The sequence below is a fragment of the Streptomyces sp. NPDC029956 genome (assembly GCF_055574655.1).
On the sequence record NZ_JBVHZJ010000016.1, the window covers coordinates 31,713 to 54,423 of the forward strand.

At 72.6% G+C, this 22,711-nt stretch carries 19 protein-coding genes; 5 read left to right on the top strand and 14 right to left on the bottom strand.

The genetic code is table 11. The features are described 5' to 3' along the window. The first annotated feature begins 128 nt into the window (after positions 1-128). Positions 129-1,466, top strand: coding sequence for an MFS transporter (locus ACZ4XX_RS15360; protein WP_468508423.1), 1,338 nt, complete (start codon positions 129-131; stop codon positions 1,464-1,466). A 23-nt stretch (positions 1,467-1,489) separates the two neighbouring features. Further along, positions 1,490-2,062: a hypothetical protein gene (locus ACZ4XX_RS15365; RefSeq protein ID WP_468508424.1), complete on the top strand. Its 573-nt coding sequence runs from the start codon at positions 1,490-1,492 to the stop codon at positions 2,060-2,062. A gap of 20 nt (positions 2,063-2,082) precedes the next feature. Here the strand turns inward: ACZ4XX_RS15365 and ACZ4XX_RS15370 are convergent, their stop codons facing one another. From ACZ4XX_RS15370 to ACZ4XX_RS15390, 5 genes are all read right to left on the bottom strand, one after another. Next, positions 2,083-2,679, bottom strand: coding sequence for a flavin reductase family protein (locus ACZ4XX_RS15370; protein WP_468508526.1), 597 nt, complete (start codon positions 2,677-2,679; stop codon positions 2,083-2,085). 153 nt (positions 2,680-2,832) lie between these two features. Further along, positions 2,833-6,138, bottom strand: a complete 3,306-nt coding sequence (locus ACZ4XX_RS15375) for a hypothetical protein (RefSeq protein WP_468508425.1) — start codon at positions 6,136-6,138, stop codon at positions 2,833-2,835. Positions 6,139-6,296: 158 nt separating this feature from the next. After that, positions 6,297-7,094, bottom strand: coding sequence for an enoyl-CoA hydratase/isomerase family protein (locus ACZ4XX_RS15380; RefSeq protein WP_468508527.1), 798 nt, complete (start codon positions 7,092-7,094; stop codon positions 6,297-6,299). Between the two features lie 84 nt (positions 7,095-7,178). Further along, positions 7,179-9,401: an acetate--CoA ligase family protein gene (locus tag ACZ4XX_RS15385; RefSeq protein ID WP_468508426.1), complete on the bottom strand. Its 2,223-nt coding sequence runs from the start codon at positions 9,399-9,401 to the stop codon at positions 7,179-7,181. Positions 9,402-9,552: 151 nt separating this feature from the next. Continuing rightward, positions 9,553-10,704, bottom strand: a complete 1,152-nt coding sequence (locus ACZ4XX_RS15390; protein WP_468508427.1) for a flavin-containing monooxygenase — start codon at positions 10,702-10,704, stop codon at positions 9,553-9,555. Between the two features lie 180 nt (positions 10,705-10,884). On the opposite strand from ACZ4XX_RS15390, the gene ACZ4XX_RS15395 reads away from it, so the two are divergent. Further along, on the top strand, positions 10,885-11,334 hold the full coding sequence (locus ACZ4XX_RS15395; RefSeq protein ID WP_468508428.1) for a DoxX family membrane protein: 450 nt from the start codon (positions 10,885-10,887) through the stop codon (positions 11,332-11,334). Further along, positions 11,334-11,747 (top strand): Zn-ribbon domain-containing OB-fold protein, encoded by a 414-nt coding sequence (locus tag ACZ4XX_RS15400; protein WP_468508429.1) that lies wholly within the window; start codon positions 11,334-11,336, stop codon positions 11,745-11,747. Before ACZ4XX_RS15395 ends, ACZ4XX_RS15400 begins: the two co-directional genes overlap by 1 nt. Positions 11,748-11,785: 38 nt before the next feature. Here the strand turns inward: ACZ4XX_RS15400 and ACZ4XX_RS15405 are convergent, their stop codons facing one another. From ACZ4XX_RS15405 to ACZ4XX_RS15440, 8 genes are all read right to left on the bottom strand, one after another. Further along, the gene (locus ACZ4XX_RS15405) at positions 11,786-13,723 is read right to left on the bottom strand and encodes a serine/threonine-protein kinase (protein WP_468508430.1); all 1,938 of its coding nucleotides are present in this window, start codon (positions 13,721-13,723) and stop codon (positions 11,786-11,788) included. A gap of 1,228 nt (positions 13,724-14,951) precedes the next feature. Continuing rightward, entirely contained in the window at positions 14,952-15,503 is a 552-nt protein-coding gene (locus tag ACZ4XX_RS15410) for a DinB family protein (RefSeq protein WP_468508431.1), read from the bottom strand. 78 nt (positions 15,504-15,581) lie between these two features. Next, the gene (locus ACZ4XX_RS15415; RefSeq protein ID WP_468508432.1) at positions 15,582-16,202 is read right to left on the bottom strand and encodes an HAD family hydrolase; all 621 of its coding nucleotides are present in this window, start codon (positions 16,200-16,202) and stop codon (positions 15,582-15,584) included. Positions 16,203-16,293: 91 nt separating this feature from the next. Beyond that, positions 16,294-16,800, bottom strand: coding sequence for a DinB family protein (locus tag ACZ4XX_RS15420; protein ID WP_468508433.1), 507 nt, complete (start codon positions 16,798-16,800; stop codon positions 16,294-16,296). Positions 16,801-17,068: 268 nt separating this feature from the next. Continuing rightward, positions 17,069-17,497, bottom strand: coding sequence for a hydrolase (locus tag ACZ4XX_RS15425; protein ID WP_468508434.1), 429 nt, complete (start codon positions 17,495-17,497; stop codon positions 17,069-17,071). A gap of 122 nt (positions 17,498-17,619) precedes the next feature. Next, entirely contained in the window at positions 17,620-19,848 is a 2,229-nt protein-coding gene (locus ACZ4XX_RS15430) for an FG-GAP repeat domain-containing protein (protein ID WP_468508435.1), read from the bottom strand. Between the two features lie 331 nt (positions 19,849-20,179). After that, positions 20,180-20,686: a mycothiol transferase gene (locus tag ACZ4XX_RS15435; protein WP_468508528.1), complete on the bottom strand. Its 507-nt coding sequence runs from the start codon at positions 20,684-20,686 to the stop codon at positions 20,180-20,182. A gap of 91 nt (positions 20,687-20,777) precedes the next feature. Further along, entirely contained in the window at positions 20,778-21,179 is a 402-nt protein-coding gene (locus ACZ4XX_RS15440; protein WP_468508436.1) for a DnaJ family domain-containing protein, read from the bottom strand. 152 nt (positions 21,180-21,331) lie between these two features. On the opposite strand from ACZ4XX_RS15440, the gene ACZ4XX_RS15445 reads away from it, so the two are divergent. Next, a complete protein-coding gene (locus ACZ4XX_RS15445) occupies positions 21,332-22,168 on the top strand; it encodes a M23 family metallopeptidase (RefSeq protein WP_468508437.1) in 837 nt (278 codons plus the stop codon). Positions 22,169-22,342: 174 nt separating this feature from the next. On the opposite strand, the gene ACZ4XX_RS15450 is transcribed toward ACZ4XX_RS15445, so the two are convergent. Beyond that, on the bottom strand, positions 22,343-22,546 hold the full coding sequence (locus ACZ4XX_RS15450) for a cold-shock protein (RefSeq protein ID WP_015035453.1): 204 nt from the start codon (positions 22,544-22,546) through the stop codon (positions 22,343-22,345). Between the last annotated feature and the right edge of the window lie 165 nt (positions 22,547-22,711).

Below are 22,711 nucleotides of genomic sequence, written 5' to 3' on the forward strand. Positions count from 1 at the left end.
ACGGTCCGTGCCCCGGGCCGTGCCACGGTCCGTGCCCCGGGCCGTGACGCGATCCATGGCCCGATCCGTTCGAAAGCTGTCGTCCGGGCCAATGGTCGGACGCGGGGCGGCCCGGGATGCTCAGTGGCATGGCCCAGACAACCGAGACACCGCCCGCCGATACGCCCGACGGGCGGGCTCCCCGCAGCCCGAGTGCCCCGCACGCCCCGCACCCGCCCCGGATCCATCGCGCCTGGTTCGTCGCGGCGGTCACCTTCGTCACGATCATCGGCGCGGCGGCGTTCGCCTCGCTCCCGGGCCTGCTGATCGAGCCGCTGCACAAGGAGTTCGACTGGTCGCGGGGCACGATCGGCTTCGCCGTCTCGGTGAACCTCGCCCTCTACGGCCTCACCGCCCCCTTCGCCGCCGCCCTCATGGACCGCTTCGGCATCCGCCGGATCGTGGCGGTGGCGCTGTCGGTCATCGCGCTGGGCTCGGTGCTCACGGTGTGGATGACGGCGGCCTGGCAGCTCGTCCTGTTCTGGGGCGTGCTCGTCGGGCTCGGCAGCGGCTCGATGGCCCTCGCGTTCGCGGCGACCGTCACGAACCGCTGGTTCACGGCCCGCCGGGGCCTGGTGACGGGCATCCTCACGGCGGCCGGCGCGTCCGGGCAGCTGGTGTTCCTGCCGCTGCTGTCCTGGCTGGTCGAGCACCACGGCTGGCGCCCGGCGGCCGTGACCGTGGCGCTCGCCGCGCTCGCGGTGGTCCCGTTCGTGTGGCTGCTGCTCCGGGACCATCCGTCGGACGTCGGGCTCGCCCCCTACGGCGGGGAGTACGCCGACAAGCCGGCGCCGGTCACGGGCGCGGCCCGGCGCGCGGTGACGGTCCTGTTCAAGGCGGCCCGCACGGGCCCGTTCTGGCTCCTGGCGGGCACGTTCGCGATCTGCGGGGCGTCGACGAACGGCCTGGTGAAGACCCACTTCGTACCGGCGGCCCACGACCACGGGATGCCGGTGACGGCGGCGGCCGGACTGCTCGCGGTCATCGGGGTCTTCGACGTCGTCGGCACGATCGCCTCGGGCTGGTTCACCGACCGCTTCGAGGCCCGCCGCCTCCTCGCGGTCTACTACGCGCTCCGCGGCGTCTCCCTCCTCTTCCTGCCGATACTGCTCGCGCCGTCCGTGCACCCGCCGATGCTGTTCTTCATCGTGTTCTACGGCCTGGACTGGGTGGCCACGGTCCCGCCGACGATCGCCCTGTGCCGCGAGCACTACGGCGAGGACTCGGCGATCGTCTTCGGCTGGGTCCTCGCCTCCCACCAGGTGGGTGCGGCGGTCGTGGCGTTCGCGGGCGGGGTGGCCCGTGACGTCTTCGGCTCGTACAACCTCGTCTGGTACGCCTCGGGCGCGCTGTGCGCGGCGGCCGCCCTGATGGCCCTGGTGATCCGCCGACCCCGGACGGAGACGATGTCCCCGGCAGGAGCATGATGGCCGGCAGGGGGTGATCGCGCATGAGCGGTCGGGACGCGGGCGTGCGGGAAACGGGCGCGGGCGTACGGAATACGGGCGGCCGGGACGCGGGAGGCCGGGGCGAAGGCCGTACGTACGGCCGGATGCTGTGGGCCTCGGTGCTCGCGCTGGCCCTGGAGGGGGCCGTCGCCCTGATCCTCCTCGTGGTGTTCGGGGACACCGGGCAGCCGGAGCCGGGGGAGGAGCGCCTCAGCGCGCTGACCCTCCTCGCGCTCCCGTTCCTCGCGGTGTTCTGGCTGCTTCCGGCGCTCGCGGTCTCCGCCGGGCTCGTGCTGCCGGTCGTGCTCCTCGGCGAGGCCCTGACACGCCGGCTGGGCGGGCGCCCGACCGGCTGGCACCTGCTCCTGTCGACGGCCGCCGGAGCCCTGCTCTGGCCGCTCGCCGGCGGGCCGGGCTGGCTGGTGGCCACGGTGTGCCTGGCCGCGGCGGTGCTCGTCGCTCGCCACGCACGACGGGGCTACTTCGTGGCGCTGCTGGTGTGGGGGACGGTCGTGGTGCTGACCGTGTTCCTGCTCGGCAGCCTGGGCCTGTACACGGGCGCGATCGAGCCCTGACGGCGGTTCAGCGACACGGCCTAGGCGCCGAACCGCCCGAACCTCCCCCGGTGGAACAGGAGTGGGTCTCCGTCCTCCTCGGCCCCCAGCGACTCCACCCGCCCCACCACGATCAGATGGTCGCCCCCGGTGTGCACGGCGGTGATCGCGCAGTCGATCCAGGCGGGCGTGCCGGCGAGCCGGGGCGAGCCCGTGACCGGGGCCGGGGTCCAGTCGACGCCTGCGAACTTGTCCGCCCCGCTGACCGCGAACGACCGGCACAGCGGCCCCTGGTCGGCCCCGAGGATGTTGACGCAGAAGGTGCCCGCACCCGCGATCCTGGGCCAGGTCGTCGACGTACGGGCGACCATGAAGGCGACCAGGGGCGGGTCGAGGGAGAGGGAGGCGAAGGACTGGCAGGCGAACCCGGCCGGTCCTTCCGGGCCGAGCGCGGTCACGATCGTGACCCCGCTCGCGAAGTGGCCGAGGACGCGGCGGAACTCGGCCGGGTCGACGGGCGGTCGCTCGTCCTCCCGTACCGCGCGCAGTACCGGCCGGGGCAGTGGTTCCACGGCCGTCGGCGAACCGGCCGCTCTCAGGTGTCGGACGACGGTGGCCGCCATCCCCGCGTGTCCCATCACACCGCCATTGAACCTGACGGTTCGTCAGATGAGAAGGGCGGAGACGGCGGAGACCGGCGGGAAGACCGGCGGGAGACCCGGCACGCGAAAGCCCCCGGGGCGACGGCAGGACCGCCGCCCCGGGGGCTCTTCGCTCGTACGGCCGCGGGATCAGCCGGCGACGGCGCCCGTCGCCCTGGTCCAGGCGACACCCGAGACGTGCCCGGTGCGGTGGGCGGTCACCCTGACGGTGATCCTGGTCCCGCGCTGGGCCTTGGTGAGCGTGAACGTGCCACGGGTCGCCCCGCTGATCGCCCGCCCGTTCGCGTACCACTGGTACGCGTACGAGGTCGGCGCCGGCGTCCACGTACCCCGGTTCAGGGTGAGCGTCCGCCCGACCTTGACGGTGCCGGTGAGGGCCGGGGCCTTGGTCGCCTTCGGCGCGGCGCCCTTCACCGCGAGGGATCCGCTGACCGCGGTGAGCGTCGGGTGCCCGGCCTTCCGTGCGATCACGGCCACCGACAGTTGCCTGCCCTGGATCGTGGACGGAATCGTGTAGGTGGAGGCCGTGGCCCCCGCGATCGCGACCCCGTTGGCCCGCCACTGGTACGCGAGCGAGTTCACCGGCAGCGACCACGACCCGGGCTTCGCCGTCACCTTCCCGCCGACGACCGCCGTACCGGAGATTCCGGGGGCGGCGGTGTTGCGGAGCGCGGCGACGACGGTCACCGACGGCTTCATGTACTGCACGCCGAACGCGTGGACGCTGGTGCTCAGGGAACCGAGCGGGGCGTTCGTGAGGTCCAGCGCGACCGTCATGCTGCGCCGGTCCGGCGCGACGGAGAGGGTGGTGGACTCGGCCCGGAAGGAGCCGCTCGTCACGACGACCTTGGCCGAGCCGGGCAGCGCCGTGCCGGCGACGGTCATCGAGATCTTCCCGCGGCCGACCGTGGCGGGGCCCACGACGCCGACGGAGCGCTCGTCGGAGCCGCAGACGACGCCGTCGCAGGAGAACTGCGCCTTGACCGGCGTGGAGGCCTGGGCCGGCTTCTCCGGCAGGCCGATCACGAGCGTGGTCGGCTTGGCCGTCCTCGGGTAACCGCCCGACAGCCCGCAGCTGTAGATCTCGCCCTGACTCGTGTACGAGCCCCCGCAGAAGTTCACCCGGCTGGTCCGGTCGTACATCCGGGGCCGCGGCATGGTCGCGAAGGTGCCGGCCGGGCTGAACGCCGCTTCGTAGTAGTCGCCCGAGGCGGTCGGGAGCGCCCAGCACAGCGTGGCGCGCTGCTCGCTGAGGGTGCCGGTGAGCGGACCGAAGCCGTAGCTCACGTTGGCCACCTTGGCGCACTCCGGGGCGGGCCCGGCCGGCGTGCCGATACGGGCGGCGTCGAGCCGGTAGGCGGCCGGTGCGGTGCTCCCCGCCGGGACCTGGATCAGCACCTGGTAGGCGGCGGAACCGGTGGCGGCGCAGCCCTTGGCGAAGTAGTCGCAGACCGCGTCGCCCTTGGCGTCCATGGCCAGGAGACGGACGGCGTCGTTCGCGTCCCGCGCGTCCAGGTGCAGGGTGTCCCCGGCGGCGGACGTCGTGACCCGGTGGCACCGGAAGGTGCCGGGTGCGGCCGGGACGCCTCCGGTGGACGGGCCGCCGACGGCGACGGCCGGGGTGGTGACGCAGCCGCGCGCGGTGGAGGTCACGTCGTGGCGGGTCAGCAGGGTCTCGGCGGGCATGTCACGGCCCTGGACGAGGACCGTGTGGGCGAGGCCCGGGGTCAGGTCGCAGACCGAGAAGGTGCCGTAGTAGTTGCGGATCTCGCAGCTGACCCTGCCCTTCGCGTCCACCACCACGGCCTCGGCGGACGAGCCGCCGGCACCCTTCGCGATCTGGAACAGCTCGTTCGCGGAGTGGGCGGTGGCGGGGATCGTCAGGCAGCCGGCGAAGACACCGTTGCCGGTCTTCACGACCGACCGGGCCGGGGTCGCGCTGAACTCGGCGGCGGTGAAGGTCGGGCAGGCGGACGGTGCGTCGGTCCGGTGGACGACGAGCCCGTAACCGTCGCCGCCCTCGTACGGGTCCTCGTCGATGACGATCATCCGGTAGGGGCCGGTGCCGCCGAGCGTGCAGGTGGCGTCCCACAGGTTGGTGGCGTGGAGGCACTGCTCGGCGCCGGTCGCGTCGTACACCGTGATGTCGGTGGAGAGGTCCGACTGGATGGCGAGGTGCGCGCCCTGCGGCAGCGGCAGGTTCAGGCAGTCGACCTCGCCGGGGGCGGAGAACGTGCCCCGGTAGGCGGCGGTCGGCGCGACCCCGTCCACGCAGCCCTCGGTGGAGCCGCGGCCGAAGAACTGGACGGCGTCGTCGGTGAGGACGGTGTACGCCGTGCCCGCCGCGAGCGTGCAGAGCTCCTCGTAGCTCCGGCAGGCGTAGGTGCCGTCCTGCTTGTACACGGAGACGCTGCTGCGGTTGCCCTCCTCGTCCACGGCCCGCACGTCGTGGCGGCCGGACACGGTGGGTGTGAACGTCTTGCAGCCGGTCGCGGGGCCCGACCGGTCAGGCGCGGTGCCGTAGACGGACGGGGCGGCGGTGGCGCAGCCCGCGGGGTCGGACAGGCGGCGGACCTTCAGCGTGTAGGGGGCGTTGGAGCTGCCGTCCTCCTGGTTGCCGACGACCGCGTGGACGCGGTAGCCGTCGGTGCCCTCGGGCAGGACGCAGCCCTCGGAGCCGTCCTGGTTGCGCTCCACGCAGAGGCGCTTGCCGGTGGCGTCGGAGATCCACGCGAAGGAGTCGCCGTGGGTGACGCGCCGCAGCTCCGTCGTGATCCGCTCGCCCGGGGCGGCGGTGAACGAGTGGCAGACGACGCCCAGCGGGCCGGCGCCGGTGCCGGTCGCCGGGGCCGTGGCGTACCCGGTGCCGGGAACGGCCGGGCAGTCGCCCGGGGTGGCGGCCATCAGCGGGACGAGGGCGACCCGGTTCCTGGCGGCCTCCCAGGCGTTGTTGGTGAGCTGGAGCGTGTACCGGCCGACGGCCAGGTCGCACCAGGCGTCCTTGTACTGCCAGTCCTGGCACGTGACCTTGTCCTCACCCGCGTACAGCCCCGGGTAGGTGTCGTGGCTGCCGTCGATGAGGAGGCGGTACGTGCCGGGCTGCTCCACGGTGACGGTGAAGCAGGTGGTGCCCTTCGACTCGATGGTGACCTGCTGGACCGCGTCGCCCGGCTCGCCGATCGGCGCGAGCGGCATCGCGGGACACGGGGCCGCGTTGGGCGTCGGGTCGGCGGTCGGCGTCGGGTCGGTCGTGGCCGACGGCTCAGGCGCGTTCGGCTCGGAGGCGGTCGGTTCCGGCGCGGTCGGCTCGGAGGCGGTCGGCTCAGGCGTCGGGTCCGTCGTCGAGGGCTCCGGCTCCGGCGCGGGCGCCGGGCTCGCGGCCGGCGGCGGCGGTGTCGCCGCCAGGGCCGTGCCCGTCGGGAGCAGTGGGCCCACGAGGGCGGTCAGCAGGGCCGGGACCAGCAGAAGAGATCTTCCGGATCTTCGGGATCTTGTGCGCGAGCGCGCGGAGTTGGGCATTCCGTTCCCCCCGGAGCGGCGGTGTGTCATATGCGCGACACACGATACGGCCCAGGTCCACCGCCGTCGCGCGACTATCTCCCCTCGTACCGCGCCCCCCGCCGCTCCACGAAGCTCGCCACACCCTCCTTCGCGTCCCGCGTCGTCATGTTGATCTCCTGCGCCGCCGCCTCCGCCGCGAACGCGGCGGCGCGGTCCACGTCCAGGGACGCGTTCACCAGCTGCTTCGTCAGCGCGAGCGCCCGCGTCGGACCCTGCGCCAGCCGCTCCGCCCACTCCCGGGCCGTCTTCTCCAGGTCCTCCGCCGGGACGACCCGGTTCACCAGACCCATGCCGTACGCCTCCGCCGCCGACACCGCGTCCCCGAAGAACATCAGCTCCTTGGCCCGCTGCGGCCCGACCAGCCGCGGGAGCAGATACGCCCCGCCGCCGTCCGGGACGAGCCCCCTCCGCACGAACACCTCGATGAACCGCGCCGACTCGGACGCCAGGACCAGGTCGCACGCGAACGCGAGGTGAGCCCCGATCCCCGCCGCCGTCCCGTTCACCGCCGCGATCACCGGCTTCTCGCAGTCCATGACGGCTCCGATGAACCGCTGCGCCCCGCGCCGGATCGTGCGCGCCACGTCCCCGGGGACGGTCTCCGAGACCGCCGGCGCGCCCCGCAGGTCCGCCCCCGCGCAGAAGCCCCGGCCCGTCGCCGTCACGACCACCGCCCGGACGTCCGGGTCGGCGGAGGCCTCGTCGAGCAGGGCCATGATGCGTTCCCGCTGGTCCCAGGTGACCGCGTTCATCGCCTCGGGGCGGTTGAGGGTGATCCACGAGACGCCGTTCTCGACGGTGTGGAGGACGTCCGGCACATCGGTCGGCAGGACGCCCGGCACATTGGTCGGCCGGACGTCCGGCACATCGGTCGGCACGTCGGTCACAAGAACTCCCGGAAGGTGTCGGCTCGGCTATCGACAGATCGCGAGTGCGTCCAGGGCCACCGCGCCCTGCCCCCGCGGCAGCACCATCAGCGGGTTGATGTCGAGCTCGGCGAGGTCGCCGTCGAGCTCCAGGGCCATCCGCTGGACCCGCAGCACCACTTCGACGAGCGCGTCCACGTCGGCCGGCGGCGCACCCCGTACCCCGTCGAGGAGGGCCCGGCCGCGCAGCTCGGCGAGCATCGAGCGCGCCTCGGACTCCCCGAACGGCGGGACCCGTACGGCCGTGTCGTCGAGAACCTCCACGAGGACCCCGCCGAGCCCGACCGTCACCGTCGGGCCGAACAGGTCGTCGCGGGTCACGCCCACCACCATCTCGACGCCGCGCCCGACCATCTGGCAGACGAGGATGCCGTCGAGGTCGATCGACTCGAAGCGGGCGATGTCGGTGAGTTCGCGGTAGGCGTCCCTGACCTGGCTCGCGGAGGTCAGCCCGACCTTCACCAGACCCAGTTCGGTCTTGTGGGCGAGCTGCGCGCCCGAGGCCTTCATCACGACCGGGTAGCCGACGAGCCCGGCGGCCCGGACGGCCGCCGCCGCGCTGGTGACGAGCTGCTCGCGCGGCACCCGTATCCCGTACGCCCGCAGGAGCTGCTTCGCCGCGTGCTCGCTGAGCCGCCGGCCGGGCCGCATGAGGGCCTGGGCCTTGCGGAAGGAGGGGGAGGGGCTGCGGGGGGCCTCGTCGAAGGGCGAGCGGTAGGCGGTGGTGAAGCGGTGGTGGTCGAGGTAGGCCTTCACCGCCCCGATGCAATTGGCGAACGTACGGAAGGTGGCGACGCGCGAGGAGCCGAGCAGGGTCGTGCGGTACGCGTCCTCCGTACCGACCGGGGACCCCCACACCACGCACACCAGCTTGTCCGTCGCCTCCGCGGCGTCGACGAGGTCCTGGGCGAGCTTGTCGCTCATGGGAGGGAACGGCCCGGTGATCGGACAGATCAGCACGCCCACGGACGGGTCGGCGAGGATCGCGTCGATGATCTTCCGGCCGCGCCAGTCGCCCACCGGGTGGCCGCCGTTGTCGACGGGGTTGGCGACGCTCAGGTACTCCGGGATCCACTGGTGGAGTTCGTCCTGCTTGGCCTGCGGGAGGGTGGGCAGCCGGAGGCCCGCCTCGGTGGCCAGGTCGGCGAAGTGGGCACCCGTACCGCCGGAGATGGAGTAGACGACGACGCCGTCGGCCTGCGGGCGGCGGGCACGGGCGAGCAGGGTCGCGGTGTCCTGGAGCTGGTCGAGCCCGTCGACCCGGATCACCCCGAACTGGCGCATGGCCGCGTCGACGACCTGGTCGGCGCCCGTGAGCTTGCCGGTGTGGGAGGCGGCCGTACGGGCCCCGGTCTCGGTGCGGCCGACCTTCACGGCGACGACCGGGACGCCGTGGCGGGCGGCCCGGTCGGCGGCGAGGAGGAAGGAACGGCCGTCCTTGAGGCCCTCGACGTAACAGGCGATGGCGCCGACCTCGGGCCGTCCGGCGAAGTACGAGATGAAGTCGGAGGTCTCCAGGTCGGCCTCGTTGCCGGTGGGCGCCCAGTGGGAGAGGCGGACGCCGAGCTCCTGGAGGGTGAAGACGGGCCGCCCCTGGTGGCCGGACTGGGTGATGAGGGCGACGGCGGGGCCGTCGAGGTCCTCTCGGAAGCGCTCGAAGGCGTTGAGGTTGGTGTTGGGGCCGAGGAGGCGGAGTCCGGAGCGGCGTACGGCGGCGGCGAGACGTTCCTGTGCGGCGGCCCCGGCCGCGCCGGTCTCGGCGAAACCGGAGGCGAAGGCGACCGCGAACTTCACTTTCGTCTCGGCGAGTTCCTCGATGACGGGAAGCGGGTCGGCGACGAGGAGGACGGCGAGGTCGACGGGTTCGGTGAGCGCGCCGACGGAGGGTACGCAGTCGATCCCGAACACGCTGGTACGGGTCGGGTGCACGGGCACGAGCCGGGCCCCGACCCGCTCGGCCCAGGCGAGCAACTGCCGGGTGATCCCGGTGTTCGGCCGGCCCTCGGCGTCGGACGCGCCGACGACGGCGACGGACTCGGGACGGAAGAAGCGGTCGAGGTCGGGCACGGCGGCGTGCAGCGGGCGCCCGCTGACGTCCTGGTCGCCCGGGGCGGCGGTGACCCCGTGCACGGTGGTGCGGGGTGATTCCCCGCACGCGACCACGCGGGCGCGTAGATCGGTGGTGAAGGTGCCGTGAGTCGATCCAAGCATGCGTTCCGCCCGCCCTTCACCCGTCCGTATACACCTGACGCTCAGTCAGATTACAGAACTGACGGCCAGTCAGGAATAGGTGTGAGGCGCCGGGTGCGCGAGGTGGCGGTCGCCCGGGGGGCGGGGCCGCCCGGAGAGGGCCGGCCGGGGGCTACCGTGCGATCCGCCGTGCGATCTTCTCCGCGTCGATCGCCAGCTCGCGGAACATCCCGCTGATCGGGTTCGTGAACCCCGTGAAGTACAGCCCCGGCGCCTCGCGCGGGCAGCGCGCCCCGTGCACCACCGGATGCCCGCGCCCGTCCAGCACGTCCAGATGACCGACGAGCGGCTCCAGGGCACGCCGGTAGCCGGTCGCCGCGATCACCGCGTCGGGGGCGATCCGCGTGCCGTCCGCGAGGACCACCTCGCCGTCCTCGAAGGCCTCCACTGCCGCGACGATCTCGACCTTCCCCGCCCGCACCGCGTCGATCAGGCCCACGTCCTGCACCGGGATCGCGCCCTCGCGCTGGCGCGTCGCGAGGCCCTTGTCGGGCCGGGGCAGCCCGTACGCCGAGAGGTCCGGCGTCCCGACCCGGGCCACGAGGGCGCCCATCCGGTCGACGAGAGCCGTCGGCAGACGGCGGACGAGGATGCCGGAGCGCTGCGCCGGCCAGCCGGCGGTGGTGCGCTTCACGATGTGCGGGACGGTCCGCACGGCGAGCCGCACCCGGGCGGCGCCGCCGTCGGCGAGGTCGGCGGCGATCTCGGCGCCGGTGTTGCCGATGCCGACGACGAGGACGTCCTTCCCGGTGTACGGCTCCGGGTTGCGGTAGGTCCGGGCGTGGTCGAGACGCCCCTTGTACGCGTCGCGGCCGGGCCAGTCGGGGAGGCGCGGGGTGTGGTTGTAGCCGGTGGCCACGACGACCGCCCGCCCCGTGAGCCGGCGCCCGCCGGTCGCGTGCAGGACCCATTGGGCCCCGGCCCGCTCGACCCGGAAGACCTCGACGCCCGTCACGATCTCCAGCTCGTGCTTCTCCGTGTACTTCTCCAGGTAGCGCACGACGTCCGCGCGGGCGACCCAACGTCCGAACGAGCGGGGCATCCTGAGGCCCGGGAGGGCGGAGAGCCGTCGGGTGGTGTGCAGGCGGAGCCGGTCGTAGTGGGCGCGCCAGGAGGCGCCGACGGCGTCGGACTTCTCCAGGACGACGGCCCGGACGCCCCGCGCGCGCAGGGCGGCGGCGACCGCGAGTCCGCCGGGGCCCGCGCCGATGACGTACACGGGGTGGTCAGTCTGTGGAGAGAGTGCAAGGGGGGTGGTGGCCATGAATGCTGAGCGTAATGACGTGTACACGCTGTGGGTCTCGGTCAAGAGGGATTTCGGTTGCGAATCGGTCACGCCGACCACTCGTCCCGGTCGCCCGGCGCCCGCCTCTTGCGCGGGAGGCCGGGCTGCGCTGAACTGACGTACCGTCAGATTCAGTGTATCCCACGAGGGGGAGCGCGCATGCAGACCGTCTGGCTCACCGGCGCCGAATGGCTCGCCGTCCTCCGCATCGGCCTCGGCCTCTGGTGGCTGGAGAGCTGGCGCCACAAGGACAAGAAGGGCTGGTTCGAGCGCGGCACCGGCATCGCCTGGGCCGCCGACGTGGCGGGCAGACACAAGTGGCCACCGGTCAGGAAGGGCTTCGAGACGATCGTCGCACCGCGCCCCAAGCTCATGGCGTACGTCGTCGTCTACGCCGAACTGGCCCTCGGGCTCGGCCTCGTGGTCGGCTTCCTGACGCCGATCGCCCTGATCGGCGGCCTCCTCCTGAACCTTCTCTACCTCGTCCTCATGATCCACGACTGGGCCGAGCAGGGGCAGAACGCGATGATGGCCCTCATCTCGCTCGTCGCGCTCCTCGCCCTGTCCTGGCAGACCTGGTCCCTCGACCACGCGATCGGACTGTTCTGATGACGGCCGCCGACCCCGACATCGACGCCTTCACCCGCCCGTACTGGGACGCCGCCGCCGAGGGCCACCTCCTCCTGCGCCGCTGCACGGCCTGCGGCCGCGTCCACCACTACCCGCGCGAGTTCTGCCCGCACTGCTGGAGCGAGGACGTGACCTGGGAGCGCGCGAGCGGCCGCGCCACCCTCTACACCTGGTCCGTCGTCCACCGGAACGACCTCCCGCCCTTCGGCGAGCGCGTCCCGTACGTGGCGGCGGTCGTCGACCTCGCCGAGGGCCCGCGCATGATGACGGAGGTCGTGGACGTGGCGGAGGCGGAGCTCCGGATCGGCATGGAGCTACGGGTCGCCTTCCGGGCGGAAGGAGAGGCGACGGTACCCGTCTTCACGGAAGCCGCCACCGGGCGCCGGGCGTAGGTCGCAGCGGGTCGAGCCGATGCGACGGATCGGCCCGATCAGACGGGAGAGACGTTCCTCCAGAGCTGGGTCGCGCTGCTCGGGTCGCAGGAGTACGACATCATGAACGGCGGCCCGGCGACCATGCACTGGCCGCTGTTCATGTTCTTGATGGTCATGCCGGCGGACGTCTTGGTGTTGATCTTCCACGACTGGAGACTGGAGCCGTTGCACGCCTTGGCGGTGAAGCCCGGCGTCCCGCCCGGCTGGAGGCAGTGGCCGGTCGCCTTGTTGACCAGCCGGAAGGCGCCGTTCGCTCCGGGCGAGTAGATCCAGGTGTAGGAGATCGTGCCGCTGTTGGGCGGGGTGCCGCACGGCACGGTGTTGACCAGGATGGCGTAGCCGGGGTTGGACTCGGCCAGGCACTCGCCGTTGGAGACGCTCTCGATCGAGTACGTCCCGGACGGTGCCGAACCGCCGGAGGCCGGCGGCGCGGGCTTCGTGGTCCGCGGCGGCTGCGTGGCCGGAGGGCGGGTCGTGGCACCGCCACCACCGGGGCTCGTGGGGTTGGAGCCGCCGCCGGACGGGTCGGAAGGATCTGCCCCGCCGCCGGAGCCACTGCCGGAGCCGTTCCCGCCACCGTCCCCGGGCTGGTTGCCGGTGCCGCCGACGCCACCGCCACCCGCGCCGCCGTCGGCGGGTGGGGGCGCGCCGGGGGAGGAGCCCGGAGGCTTGGACGACGGCGGCTTGCTGCCGGGCGGGGTCTTGCCGGTGGGCGAGCCGGGCGCGGTCGACGGCAGCTGTACGTTCGCCGGCTGCGAGGCCACGGAGGACGGTGACGAGGACGGCCCGGGGCCCGCGCCGAGCTGGCCGATCTGGTACGGGCCGAGGGCCATGGTCAGGGTGGTGCCGGTCGCCACGACCACGGGCACGGCGAACATGACGAACCGGTTGCGACGCTTCTCGCGCGGCCCGCGAGCAGCGGAACCGGTGACGGCGAGCGGATCGGGAGAGGCGGTGGAGGGCTCCTTCGAGCCCGCCTGCGGGGTGAGGGAGGCGGTGGCGACGTCCTCGGCGGGCTCGGCCTTCGCGAGCTCCGCCAGATGCTCGGCGGTGGGCGACTCGGCGGCGAAGGCGGCCCGCTCGGCTATGCGCTCACCGACGGCGGAGGGCCAGAGGGTGCCTGTGGCGCGCTCGGTGGTGCGCGCGACGAGCTCGGCGGCCGTGGGGCGGTCGGCGGGGTCCTTGGAGAGGCAGGTGCGGATGAGGTCGGCGAGCTCGGGCTCGGTCTCGGTGAGCCGGCCGAACTCGGGCTCGGCGTGGACGACGCGGTAGAGCAGGTCGGGGCCGGAGCCGTCACCGAAGGGAGGGCGGCCGTTCGCCGCGTAGAGGAGGAGGCTGCCGAGGGCGAAGACATCGGCGGCGCCGGTGAGCCGGCGGTCGGCGACGGCCTGCTCGGGGGCCATGTAGGCGGGGGTGCCGATGACCATGCCGGTCTTGGTGAGCCGGCTCTGGTCGGCGGCGCGGGCGACGCCGAAGTCGATGAGGGAGAGACCGGAGGAGGTCAGCATGACGTTGGAGGGCTTGAGGTCGCGGTGCACCATGTCGGCGCCGTGGACGACCCCGAGCCCGGCGGCGGCCTCGCGGAGGAGCCGCCAGAGGGCGGGACCGGGGAGGGGGCCGCCGTGCAGGCGGATGGCCTCGTTGAGGGTGATGCCGGGGATGAACTCGGTGGCGAACCACGGTGGTTTGGCGGTGCGGTCGCTGGCGAGCAGCCTGGTGTTGGCGCCGGCGGGGAGCCGGGCGAGGTTGTCGAGCTCGTGACCGAAGTGGTTGAGGAAGTCGGCGTCTTCGGCGAGGACGGGGAGGACCCGCTTCACCGCGGCGAACTTCCCCGGCACGGCGCCGAGATAGACCCGTCCCATCCCACCGGACCCGAGGACACCGAGGAGTCTGAAGGCGCCGATCTGCCGGGGGTCACCCGGCTCCAGTGGCATGGCTCCGCTGCCGTCCAGGCTGCCCGAATGAGAGTTGTTTTCCAGTTCCCCCTGCATGGGCCACACAGTAGCGGAGGGGGTTTGGGATCTGAATTGAAGCCAAGTGCTTGTTGTGGGGCTGTAGTTGAACGAGAGGTGGCGCTTTCGGCGGGGGTTCTGGGGGTGGACCGGCTTTGAGGGTGCGGGTGCGGCCGCCCTCTTTCCGAGTGTGGCGGCCTCCGTCACCGCGTCAAGGGCGCTCCCTGCGGTCGCGTCGCTGCGCGATGGGCTGCGCCCACCCTTGACCCGGCGGCGGAGGCCGCCTTTTCACACTCGGAGGGCGCCCGGGGGGCGTGGCCGCGCGGGGCTTCGGGCAGTGGCCGGGGTCGGAGTGTGCGTCCGTCGGCCGGTGGGTGGGGGCTCGGCTAGCGGCGGGGGTCGGTGGGTCTGCTTGCCTTGGTTCGGGGTGCGCGGTTGTTGAATGGGGCGGCCCGGCGGCGCTTAGCGGCCGGCCGAAGTCCTCGGGTCGGGATTCAGGCCCCGCTGGTCGCTGTTGGTGGGTGGTGGGGAGCGGGTCGCGGGAGTTTCCTGCACTTTCACCGCCCGAAAAGGGTGATTGGCTACATCTGTCCCCATATCCCAGGGTGTGTTACCTGGAGTAATGCGCAGTTACTCACGCCCCCATCCACCGGGAGTGACCAGCGGGGTCTGAAGCCCCACCCCGGACGGCCTTTCGCCGCTGAGCCGGAGCCCGACCGCCCCATCCAACAACCGCGCACCCCGAACCCACCGGAACCGCGCCACCGACCCCCGCCGCTAGCCGAGCCCCCACCCACCGACCGGCGGACGCAGGCGGCGAGTGGCCGCTGCCCGAAGCCCGGCGTGGACCCCGCCCCCGGACCGCCCTCCGAGAGTGTCTTCGCTCCTGGAGGTGGTGGGTCAAGGGTGGGCGCAGCCCATCGCGCAGCGACGCGACCGCAGGGAGCGCCCTTGACGCACCACCGGAAGGAGCGACTCTCGGAAAGAGGGCGGTCCCACCAGAAGCCCCCACACCCGGCCCACCCCAAGGACCCCGGAGACCTCCCGCTTCCAAGCCGCCCGGGCGCCCCGGGGCGACCCAAGCCGCCCGGACCCGCCCGGACCCGCCCGGACCCGCCCGGACCCGCCCGGACCCGCCCGGACCCGCCCGGACCCGCCCGGACCCGCCCGGACCCGCCCAGACCCGCCTGGCCCCCCGCCCCGCCCCGGATCACACCCCGACCGCTCCATCGATCCGTTCGCGGATCAGGTCGGCGTGGCCGTTGTGACGGGCGTACTCCTCGATCATGTGGATGAGCACCCAGCGCAGTGACACCGCTCCCCGCCACGCGTCACGCCCCTCGGCATCGAGGTGCGGAGCCTCGGCCACGAAGGCCTCTGCGAAAGCGACTTCGGCCTCCCAGGCCGCCCACGACTCCGCGACGGTCTCGGGTTCCGGGCCGGAGCCGTCGAAGTCGCCCTCGGGTGCTTCGACGGAGGAGAAGCGCAGCTCGACGTCGTGCCCGGCGAGCACGGACCGGAACCAGCGGCGTTCCACGTCCGCGAGATGCCGTACGAGTCCCAGCAGGGACAACGAGGAAGGGGGCACGGACCGCACGGCCAGTTCCGCTCCCAGCCCCGCGCACTTCAGCTTCAGCGTGGCCCTCTGGGCATCCAGCATCGCCACGAGCATGGTCTTCTCGTCGCCCGTCGCAGGGCCGCCGAACCGGCGCTCGCTGTCGGCACCGGTGAACAGTTCGATCCGTCGGTCGGGAATCTTCATACCCGCATCATGGGCTCCGGCCGGCCGCCCCCGTAACCCGGCCGGCGAGTGAACTCCCTTCTCCGACCGGCTACTTCCTCAGGTCAGCGCACCCGTGATGTGGGGAGCGGCCTCCGCGAGCGACCGGAAGTGCCGGTGCGCCTCGGGGTGCGGGGCCTCGGTGTTGACCGTCCAGACCGTCATCCCGGCCGCGAGGCCGGAGCGGACGCCGGACGGCGCGTCCTCGATCACCAGGCACTCCGCCGGGTCCGCTCCCAGCTTCTCGGCCGCGAGCAGGTACGGCACCGGGGACGGCTTCCCCTCGGCCACCGACGCCGCGTCCACGATCAGCCCCGGCATCGGAAGGCCGGTCCGCTCGAACCGCCCCCGCACCCGGTGCTCGTAGTTCGACGTGACGAGCGCCCAACGGTCCGGCGGCAGGGCGTTCAGCAGCTCTGCCGCTCCTTCGAAGGCCCCGTACGAGCCCGTCCGGACGTCCTCGTCCTCCAGCGCGTGCAGCACGGCGAGGCACTCGTCCGGGTCCCGCTCCGGGACCACGGCCGCGAACGTCTCGACGGGCCGCGTCCGGAGCGCGACGGCGTACACCTCGTCCCCGTCGACCCCGTACCGCGCGGCCCACTCGTGCCACACCCGGCGCTGGTTGGCGACGGCGTCCATGAGGGTGCCGTCGACGTCGAAGAGAACGAACGTGCTGGTCATGCGACCGATGCTAGGCACTGTCGTCAACCTCCCGCCTGCCCCGCGTCGTGGGGCCGCCCTCCGGGCGACGACGGGAACGTGACGACGGGACCTAGGAGCCGGTCGTGCCGTCGACCAGCTCGCGCAGGATGTCCAGATGGCCGTTGTGCCGGGCCGTCTCCTCGACGAGGTGGAGGATGATCCAGCGGAGGTCGACGTACCGGCCGTCGCGCATGGATCGCTTGGCGCGGGTGTCGAGGTCGTTCCCCGCGACGAGTTCGCGGTAGCGGGCGCTCTGTTCGGCGTATTCGCCGAGCAGCTGCGCGAGGGGGAAGTCGACCGCGATGCGCATCTCGCGGTCGGGGTCCTCCTCGGTCCAGGGGCCCTCGTCCTCCTCGCCGAGGAAGACGACCTGGAACCAGTAGTACTCGACCCAGCGGAGGTGGTTGATCACTCCGCTCAGGGTCATCAGAGGTGAGCCCGGCAGGGGCGCGCTGCGGGCGTTCTCCGCGGAGACGTCCTCGCACTTGGCGCGGGCGGTGTCGCGTGCGTAGTCGAGGAACGTGGTGAGCTGGGTGCGCTCGTCCCACGCGGACGGAGTGTCGTCGATTCTGGTCATCGCACGAAGCGTCCCCGATCGCCGCGTGCCTGTCGACGTGTTTATCGGCATCCTGGATCCGCCTGCCCGGGCCGTGGGCCGAGGCCCATGCCGGTCAGTCTCCTTCCCACGGTCGTCAGTCGAGGCCCATGCCCGTCAGTCGTTCCCGGGCCGCGGCTCGTACCTCTGCGGTCTCCATCGGGTCGTCGCGCAGTACGGCGATGCGTTCCCAGGTCTCCCGGCCGTCGGGTGCCGAGGCGATTCCCAGCAGCCGCGGTCGAGGGGCGTCTCAGGTGGGCCGGGGGAGGACCCTCTTGGCGCCGAGCCGGACGGCGTACCGGTCTCGTGCCGCGAAGTCCGCCGTCCCCCACACCGCCGGGTGCCCGACCTCCGCGCACAGGTGGAGGATCGCGTCGTCTCCGGCGTGGACGCCGACATGAGCCCCGTACGCGTCGGCCGTGGCGTTGAAGAGGACCAGGTCCAGGGGCTGTGCGACCGGCACGTGGACCGTGGCCCCGGTGTCGCTCCACAGCTCCGAGGAGCGGAGCTCCGGAGGCGTCAGGCCGAAGTGCCTGAGCACCTCGTACGCGAACAGCTGGCAGTTGGCGCCGGCCGCGAGTCCCGGCCGGGCGGTCACGGCGGCCGCGCCGGGGAAGCGTGATCCGTCGTAGCGGACGGTCCGGAACTCCGCCGGGAGGGCGGTGACGATGGACTCCATTCGTCGTCCTTCCTGTGGGCTCCGTCGTCCCTTGCCCCGCCCGGGCCGCCCGGGCCGCCCGCCCCGCGTCCCGGCGGGCAGGGCGACCCAGAGCGGCCCCGGGGCGGCCCAGGGCGACGGGATCAGACGATCGGGTGGCGCGGAGTCGGCGTCGCCGGGTAGACGGAGCTGGTCTCGCGCGGGCCGAACGGCGTCGCGGCCGTGCCCGTGCCCCGGTAGACGAACGAGCCCGTCTTGCCGTACGCGAACAGGTCGTTGCGGCCGTCGCGGTCCACGTCGCCCATGCCGACGAGGTGGGTGTACGCGCCCCAGCCCGCGCCGACCCTGACCCGGGCGGAGAACGTGGTGCCGGTGGAACCCTGGTGGAGCCAGAGGACGCCCGCGGTGTCCCGGGCGAGGAGGTCGCCCTGCGGCGTACCGGCGATGTCGCCGACGGCGGTGATCTGGTTGTAGCCGCCCCAGCCCGCGCCGACCTTGGTACGGGTCCGGAAGGGCGCCGATGCGTTGCCCGTGCCCTGGTACGACCACAGGACGCCGGAGGCGTCGGTGGCGAGGAGGTCGGCCCAGCCGTCGCCGTTGAGGTCGCTGCCGCCGGTGATCTTGTTGTACGTGTTCCAGCCGGGGCCGATCTTGGTCCGGCCGGTGAAGGTGCCGTCGCCCTTGCCGAGGTACAGCCAGAGGACGCCGGAGGTGTCACGGGCGACCAGGTCGGCGGGGGCGGCGCCGGCGACGTTGCCGACGGCCTCGATATGGTCGTACGCGTTCCACCCGGCGCCGACGAGCCGGCTCTCCAGCGACCAGTAGTCGGAGGAGGAGGCGGTCTTCCTGACCTCGTCGAGCCACAGGCGGCCGGAGGCGTCGCGGGACAGCAGGTCCGGGGCGCCGTTGTCGTCGTAGTCGTGCAGGCCCGCCTTGCGGGTCACCTTGAAGGTGCCCGTCTTCTTCAGGTCGGGGCCGATGCCGTTGAGCGGCTTGGCGTCGAGCTCCCAGACGTAGTCGCCGTTGGGGGCGAGGCCGTTGGCGAGGGTGCCCTGCCAGTCGAGGCGGATCTGCCCCTGGTTGGAGAACGGCAGCTCCGTGGTCCGGCCGGTGCGGACGTGGCGCAGGGTGACCTTGCCGGCCGCGTTCTCGCGGGACAGCTGCCACAGGAGCGTCGCCCTGCCGCCGTTGCGGTCCAGGTCGATCGTGGACGGGACGTCGGTGGAGGTGAGGGTGAGCGCGGTCGGGGCGTCGGTGCTCGCCACCAGGGTGGCGGTCGGCCTGCCGTCCGCGCCGGGGGAGATCCGGTAGATGCCCTCGCCCTGGGCGACCGTGCCGCCGCGCGCGTAGAGGTCGCCGTTGGGGGCGGTGGTCGAGCTGGAGACGTGGTCGAGGAGCTTGACCGTGGTCCGGGGGTCCGCCAGGGAGCGGGCGGTCAGCGGGAAGAGGGCGGAGGTGAGGGGGGCCGTACCGCCGTTGAGTTCGGCGGTGGTCACCCAGTTCCCCACCACGTTGACGTCGATGTCGGCGCTGGTCGACGCCTGGCCGAGGTCCGTGGTGACCCAGTCGGCGTCGATGCCCCGGAGGGCGGTCACCAGCTGGACGCGGTTGGCGGTGGTGCGCTCGATCCAGGCCCAGTGGGTGCGGGAGAGGAAGGCGTCGGACCCGGTCCGCTCGGAGTGCGTCTCGATCGGCGAGTCCACCGCCTTTCCGGTGGCGGTGTCCACGGGGGCGATGTAGGTGATGCCGGTGTCGGTGGTGTACTGGATCAGCACGACGCCGGGGGTGGTGGCCCAGATGCGGCCGAGGCTGGCGTCGCCGGGGACGACGGTGACGTCGACGATGGTGGGGGTGCCCGTGGTGCGGCTCACCAGGTTCACGTCGAGCACGCCGGTGTCCTCGTCGGTGCGCGCCATGACCAGTGTCTCGCCGGCGGTGCCGCGGACCGTGTAGCGCTGGTCGTTGTGGGACAGGCCGTACCGGAGGGAGTCGTCGCTGTTCATGTCGTTCAGCCAGTAGACCGTCTTCGACGCCTCGTTGGAGAAGACGGTGTCGGACTGGGCGCCGAAGTAGCTGGTGCGGGGCTCGGCCAGGGACCTGGTGGTGCCGTCGGCGTACTTCGTCCAGCGGTACTGGGCGCCGGACGGGTACACGGCGCGGGTGAGGAAGCCGGTCGCTCCGGCGCTGAGGATCTCCGTGGGGTGGGGCAGGGTGGCCACGGCGTCCGCCTGGGCGGGCGCCTTCACGGCGGCCACCGGGGCGGCGGCCGCGGGGGCGGCGGTCAGGGCGCCACCGGCGGTGACGGCCAGGACCGCGGTGACGGCCGCGACGAGTCGCCGTCGGGATGCACGGGGCACACGGGAGTGAGTCAAGAAACGTTCCTTCGCAGGCGTGGGTACGCGGGACGCCACGAGGGGCACACATGCGACGGACGGCCCCCCACGGCACATCGAAACGGCGCGCGATCATCGCCGCGCCGTTCGATGAGACTCACGGCGGGGTCCGTTGGTTGTACGGACCCGAGCCAACTCCACCGGTTCTGAAGGGAGTCCGGAGAATCGGTCCGGTTCTGCTCGTCGAACCGGTTCCGGTCGGAGTCGATCCTGGTCCGGGCGGCCCAGGTGCCGTCGGCGGCTGCTCGCCGTGGCCGAGCGTCTGCCGGGCGTCGTAGAAGGAGGAGGTGGCCGCCGGCCCGGTAGGCCGCTACCGCCGCTCCACCACACCCCGTACGTACGCAGCCTGCCCCGCGTGCTGGAGGTCGTCCGCGATCACCGACACCAGCCGGACGCCGAGGGTGACCGGCGGATCCCAGGCGCTGTCGACGATCCGGTCCAGGTCCGCGTTCGTCACCGACCGCACCAGGTCGAGGGTCCGCGCGTGCACCGCGTCGTGGTACCCGAGCAGCAGCTCCGCCGGGACGCGCACCTCGCCCACCTGCGCGCTCGTCTGGCCGTACCCCGTCGCGCCCTTCCCGAAGGGCAGCCCGAAGCGGTCCTGCCAGCCGTCCGTGTCCCACAGCTGGTCCGTGTCGAAGGCGCCCGCGAGGTGATCGTCCTGGATCCGGGTGAGATGCCAGACCAGCCAGGCGATCGAGTTGGCGTCCGGATCGACCCGGGCGGCGAGCGCGTCCTCGGTGAGGCCCTCCACGGCCTCGTGGACGGCCTCCTGGACCCGGCCGAACGAGTCGACCAGCAGACCGGCGCTGTTCATGGGGGACATGAAGGGCTCCTCTCGACGACGAGCGAGCAGCGGTACGGGCTCCGCGGAGCCCCTCCGTCGAGCGGCTCCGCCGAGGCAGCGGTTACGAGCTCCGCTCCGCCCGCCACCGCTCGACCGTCGCCTCGACGTCGAAGGGCTTGAGGTTCAGCGGCGGACCGACCGGCGGCCGGAGCAGCGCCTCGGCGATCCTGGTGTTGATCTCGCCGAGGATCCGGCGGACCTGGCTCTCCGAGACGGCCGCGGCCACCGCCTCCTCCGCGTCCTCCGCGGCCTTGCGCAGGGCCAGCGAGGGCGGGAGGACGGACGCGCCCTCGCTGTGCATCTTTCCCTTGATCCACCACAGCTCGTCGTACGGCGCCGAGTCGTCGGGGAGCGGCTTCCCGAACCCCGGCAGACTGCTGAACTCACCACGCTCCGACGCCTCGCGGATCTGCTTGTCCACGAACGACTCGAAGCTGACTCCGGGCGGCTTGCGTTCGGTCATGTGTCCAGACTACGTAAGCCCCGCGGTACGGGTGTGGCCTTCGCCGTCTACTGCGAGACGCGATCTTCCGGCACGCTGTGGTCCGTTCGCTGTCGGTCAACGCGCGTCGACCCTTGTCCCCAGGCCCCCAACCCCCACGTACCGGAGGACGCATGCGTGCCCGGATCACCCCCCTCGGCACCCTGCTCGCGCTCGTCGCGGGCCTGCTCACCGCGCTCGTCACCACCACCCCCGCCCAGGCCGCGCCGCTCTTCAAGGCGCCCTTCCCCTGTGGCCAGACCTGGACGTACAGCCACCACTCGGCCGAGGTCCGCCAGGCCCTCGACTTCATCCGCTCCGACGGCGGTACGACCGCCGGCACCGCGGTCCTGGCCTCGGCGTCCGGGACCGCGTACCGCTACTCCCAGCCGTCCGGCGCGGGCAACTACATCGTGGTCGACCACGGTGGCGGCTGGAAGACGTACTACTTCCACCTGAACGCGTACGCGGTGGCCAACGGCGCCGCGGTCTCCCAGGGCCAGCAGATCGGCACCACCGGCAGCACCGGCAACAGCTCCGGCGCCCACATCCACTACGAGCAGCTGTACAACGGCGTCGGCCAGTCGATCGTGATCAACGGCTCCTCGCTCGCGCCCTACCCCGGCGCGTACGGCTCCAAGTCCCTGACCAGCGACAACGGCTGCTCGGGCGGGGGAGGCGGGAAGTACTGGGTCGACACCTTCGCCAACGCCACCGGCTACGCCCAGGCCAACACCAACGCACCCCAGGGCGTCCTGAACCAGGGCACGAACTACGTCTACTGCAAGGTCTGGGGCCAGGAGATCCGGGACGCCGCCGGGAACTACAACCACTGGTGGCTCAGGACCGACCTCGACACCGTGTACGCCGGGAAGAACGGGCGCGGGGCGTACGTCTCCGCGTACTACCTGTCCCGCTGGGGCAACGACGAGGCCCGCGACAACAACGGGACCGTGATCCCGAACTGCTGACGGCTCCGGAAGGGCCCCGGCCCGCGAAAGGCCTGCAAAGCCCGCAAGGGGAGGAGTCCCGCACCCGGGCAGGGCCCCGGCCCGCGAAAGGGCAGGAGCCCCGCTCGTGCCCGAAGGCACGGAGCGGGGCTCCTTGGGTACTGCTCTAGTCGTGCGTGTCGCCGACCCAGGCCCTTAGGCCGGGGAGACGTTCTCCGCCTGCGGGCCCTTCGGGCCCTGCGTGACGTCGAAGGTCACGAGCTGGTTCTCCTCGAGCGAACGGAAGCCGTTCGCGTTGATCGCGGAGTAGTGGACGAAGACATCCGGGCCGCCGCCGTCCTGGGCGATGAAGCCGAAGCCCTTTTCAGCGTTGAACCACTTCACGGTTCCGGTAGCCATGAGCCCTCCTATGGGCCAAAGGGTCGCCCTGCTCCAGAACCTGCAAACAAGTCTGAAAACTACAAAAGCCTGCGGGTCACATGCTCCGCAGGCTCTGTACTGCAAGGGAAACCAAACTGCAACTTGCGTTGAGCGTAGCACGCAGCCCGGCCAGGACGGTAGAGG

Coding starts and splice junctions, on each gene's coding strand:
- ACZ4XX_RS15360 (WP_468508423.1), top strand. CDS start 129: ATGGCCCAGACAACCGAGACACCGCCCGCCGATACGCCCGACGGGCGG.
- ACZ4XX_RS15365 (WP_468508424.1), top strand. CDS start 1,490: ATGAGCGGTCGGGACGCGGGCGTGCGGGAAACGGGCGCGGGCGTACGG.
- ACZ4XX_RS15370 (WP_468508526.1), bottom strand. CDS start 2,679: ATGGGACACGCGGGGATGGCGGCCACCGTCGTCCGACACCTGAGAGCG.
- ACZ4XX_RS15385 (WP_468508426.1), bottom strand. CDS start 9,401: ATGCTTGGATCGACTCACGGCACCTTCACCACCGATCTACGCGCCCGC.
- ACZ4XX_RS15390 (WP_468508427.1), bottom strand. CDS start 10,704: ATGGCCACCACCCCCCTTGCACTCTCTCCACAGACTGACCACCCCGTG.
- ACZ4XX_RS15395 (WP_468508428.1), top strand. CDS start 10,885: ATGCAGACCGTCTGGCTCACCGGCGCCGAATGGCTCGCCGTCCTCCGC.
- ACZ4XX_RS15400 (WP_468508429.1), top strand. CDS start 11,334: ATGACGGCCGCCGACCCCGACATCGACGCCTTCACCCGCCCGTACTGG.
- ACZ4XX_RS15405 (WP_468508430.1), bottom strand. CDS start 13,723: ATGCCACTGGAGCCGGGTGACCCCCGGCAGATCGGCGCCTTCAGACTC.
- ACZ4XX_RS15410 (WP_468508431.1), bottom strand. CDS start 15,503: ATGAAGATTCCCGACCGACGGATCGAACTGTTCACCGGTGCCGACAGC.
- ACZ4XX_RS15415 (WP_468508432.1), bottom strand. CDS start 16,202: ATGACCAGCACGTTCGTTCTCTTCGACGTCGACGGCACCCTCATGGAC.
- ACZ4XX_RS15420 (WP_468508433.1), bottom strand. CDS start 16,800: ATGACCAGAATCGACGACACTCCGTCCGCGTGGGACGAGCGCACCCAG.
- ACZ4XX_RS15425 (WP_468508434.1), bottom strand. CDS start 17,497: ATGGAGTCCATCGTCACCGCCCTCCCGGCGGAGTTCCGGACCGTCCGC.
- ACZ4XX_RS15435 (WP_468508528.1), bottom strand. CDS start 20,686: ATGAACAGCGCCGGTCTGCTGGTCGACTCGTTCGGCCGGGTCCAGGAG.
- ACZ4XX_RS15440 (WP_468508436.1), bottom strand. CDS start 21,179: ATGACCGAACGCAAGCCGCCCGGAGTCAGCTTCGAGTCGTTCGTGGAC.
- ACZ4XX_RS15445 (WP_468508437.1), top strand. CDS start 21,332: ATGCGTGCCCGGATCACCCCCCTCGGCACCCTGCTCGCGCTCGTCGCG.
- ACZ4XX_RS15450 (WP_015035453.1), bottom strand. CDS start 22,546: ATGGCTACCGGAACCGTGAAGTGGTTCAACGCTGAAAAGGGCTTCGGC.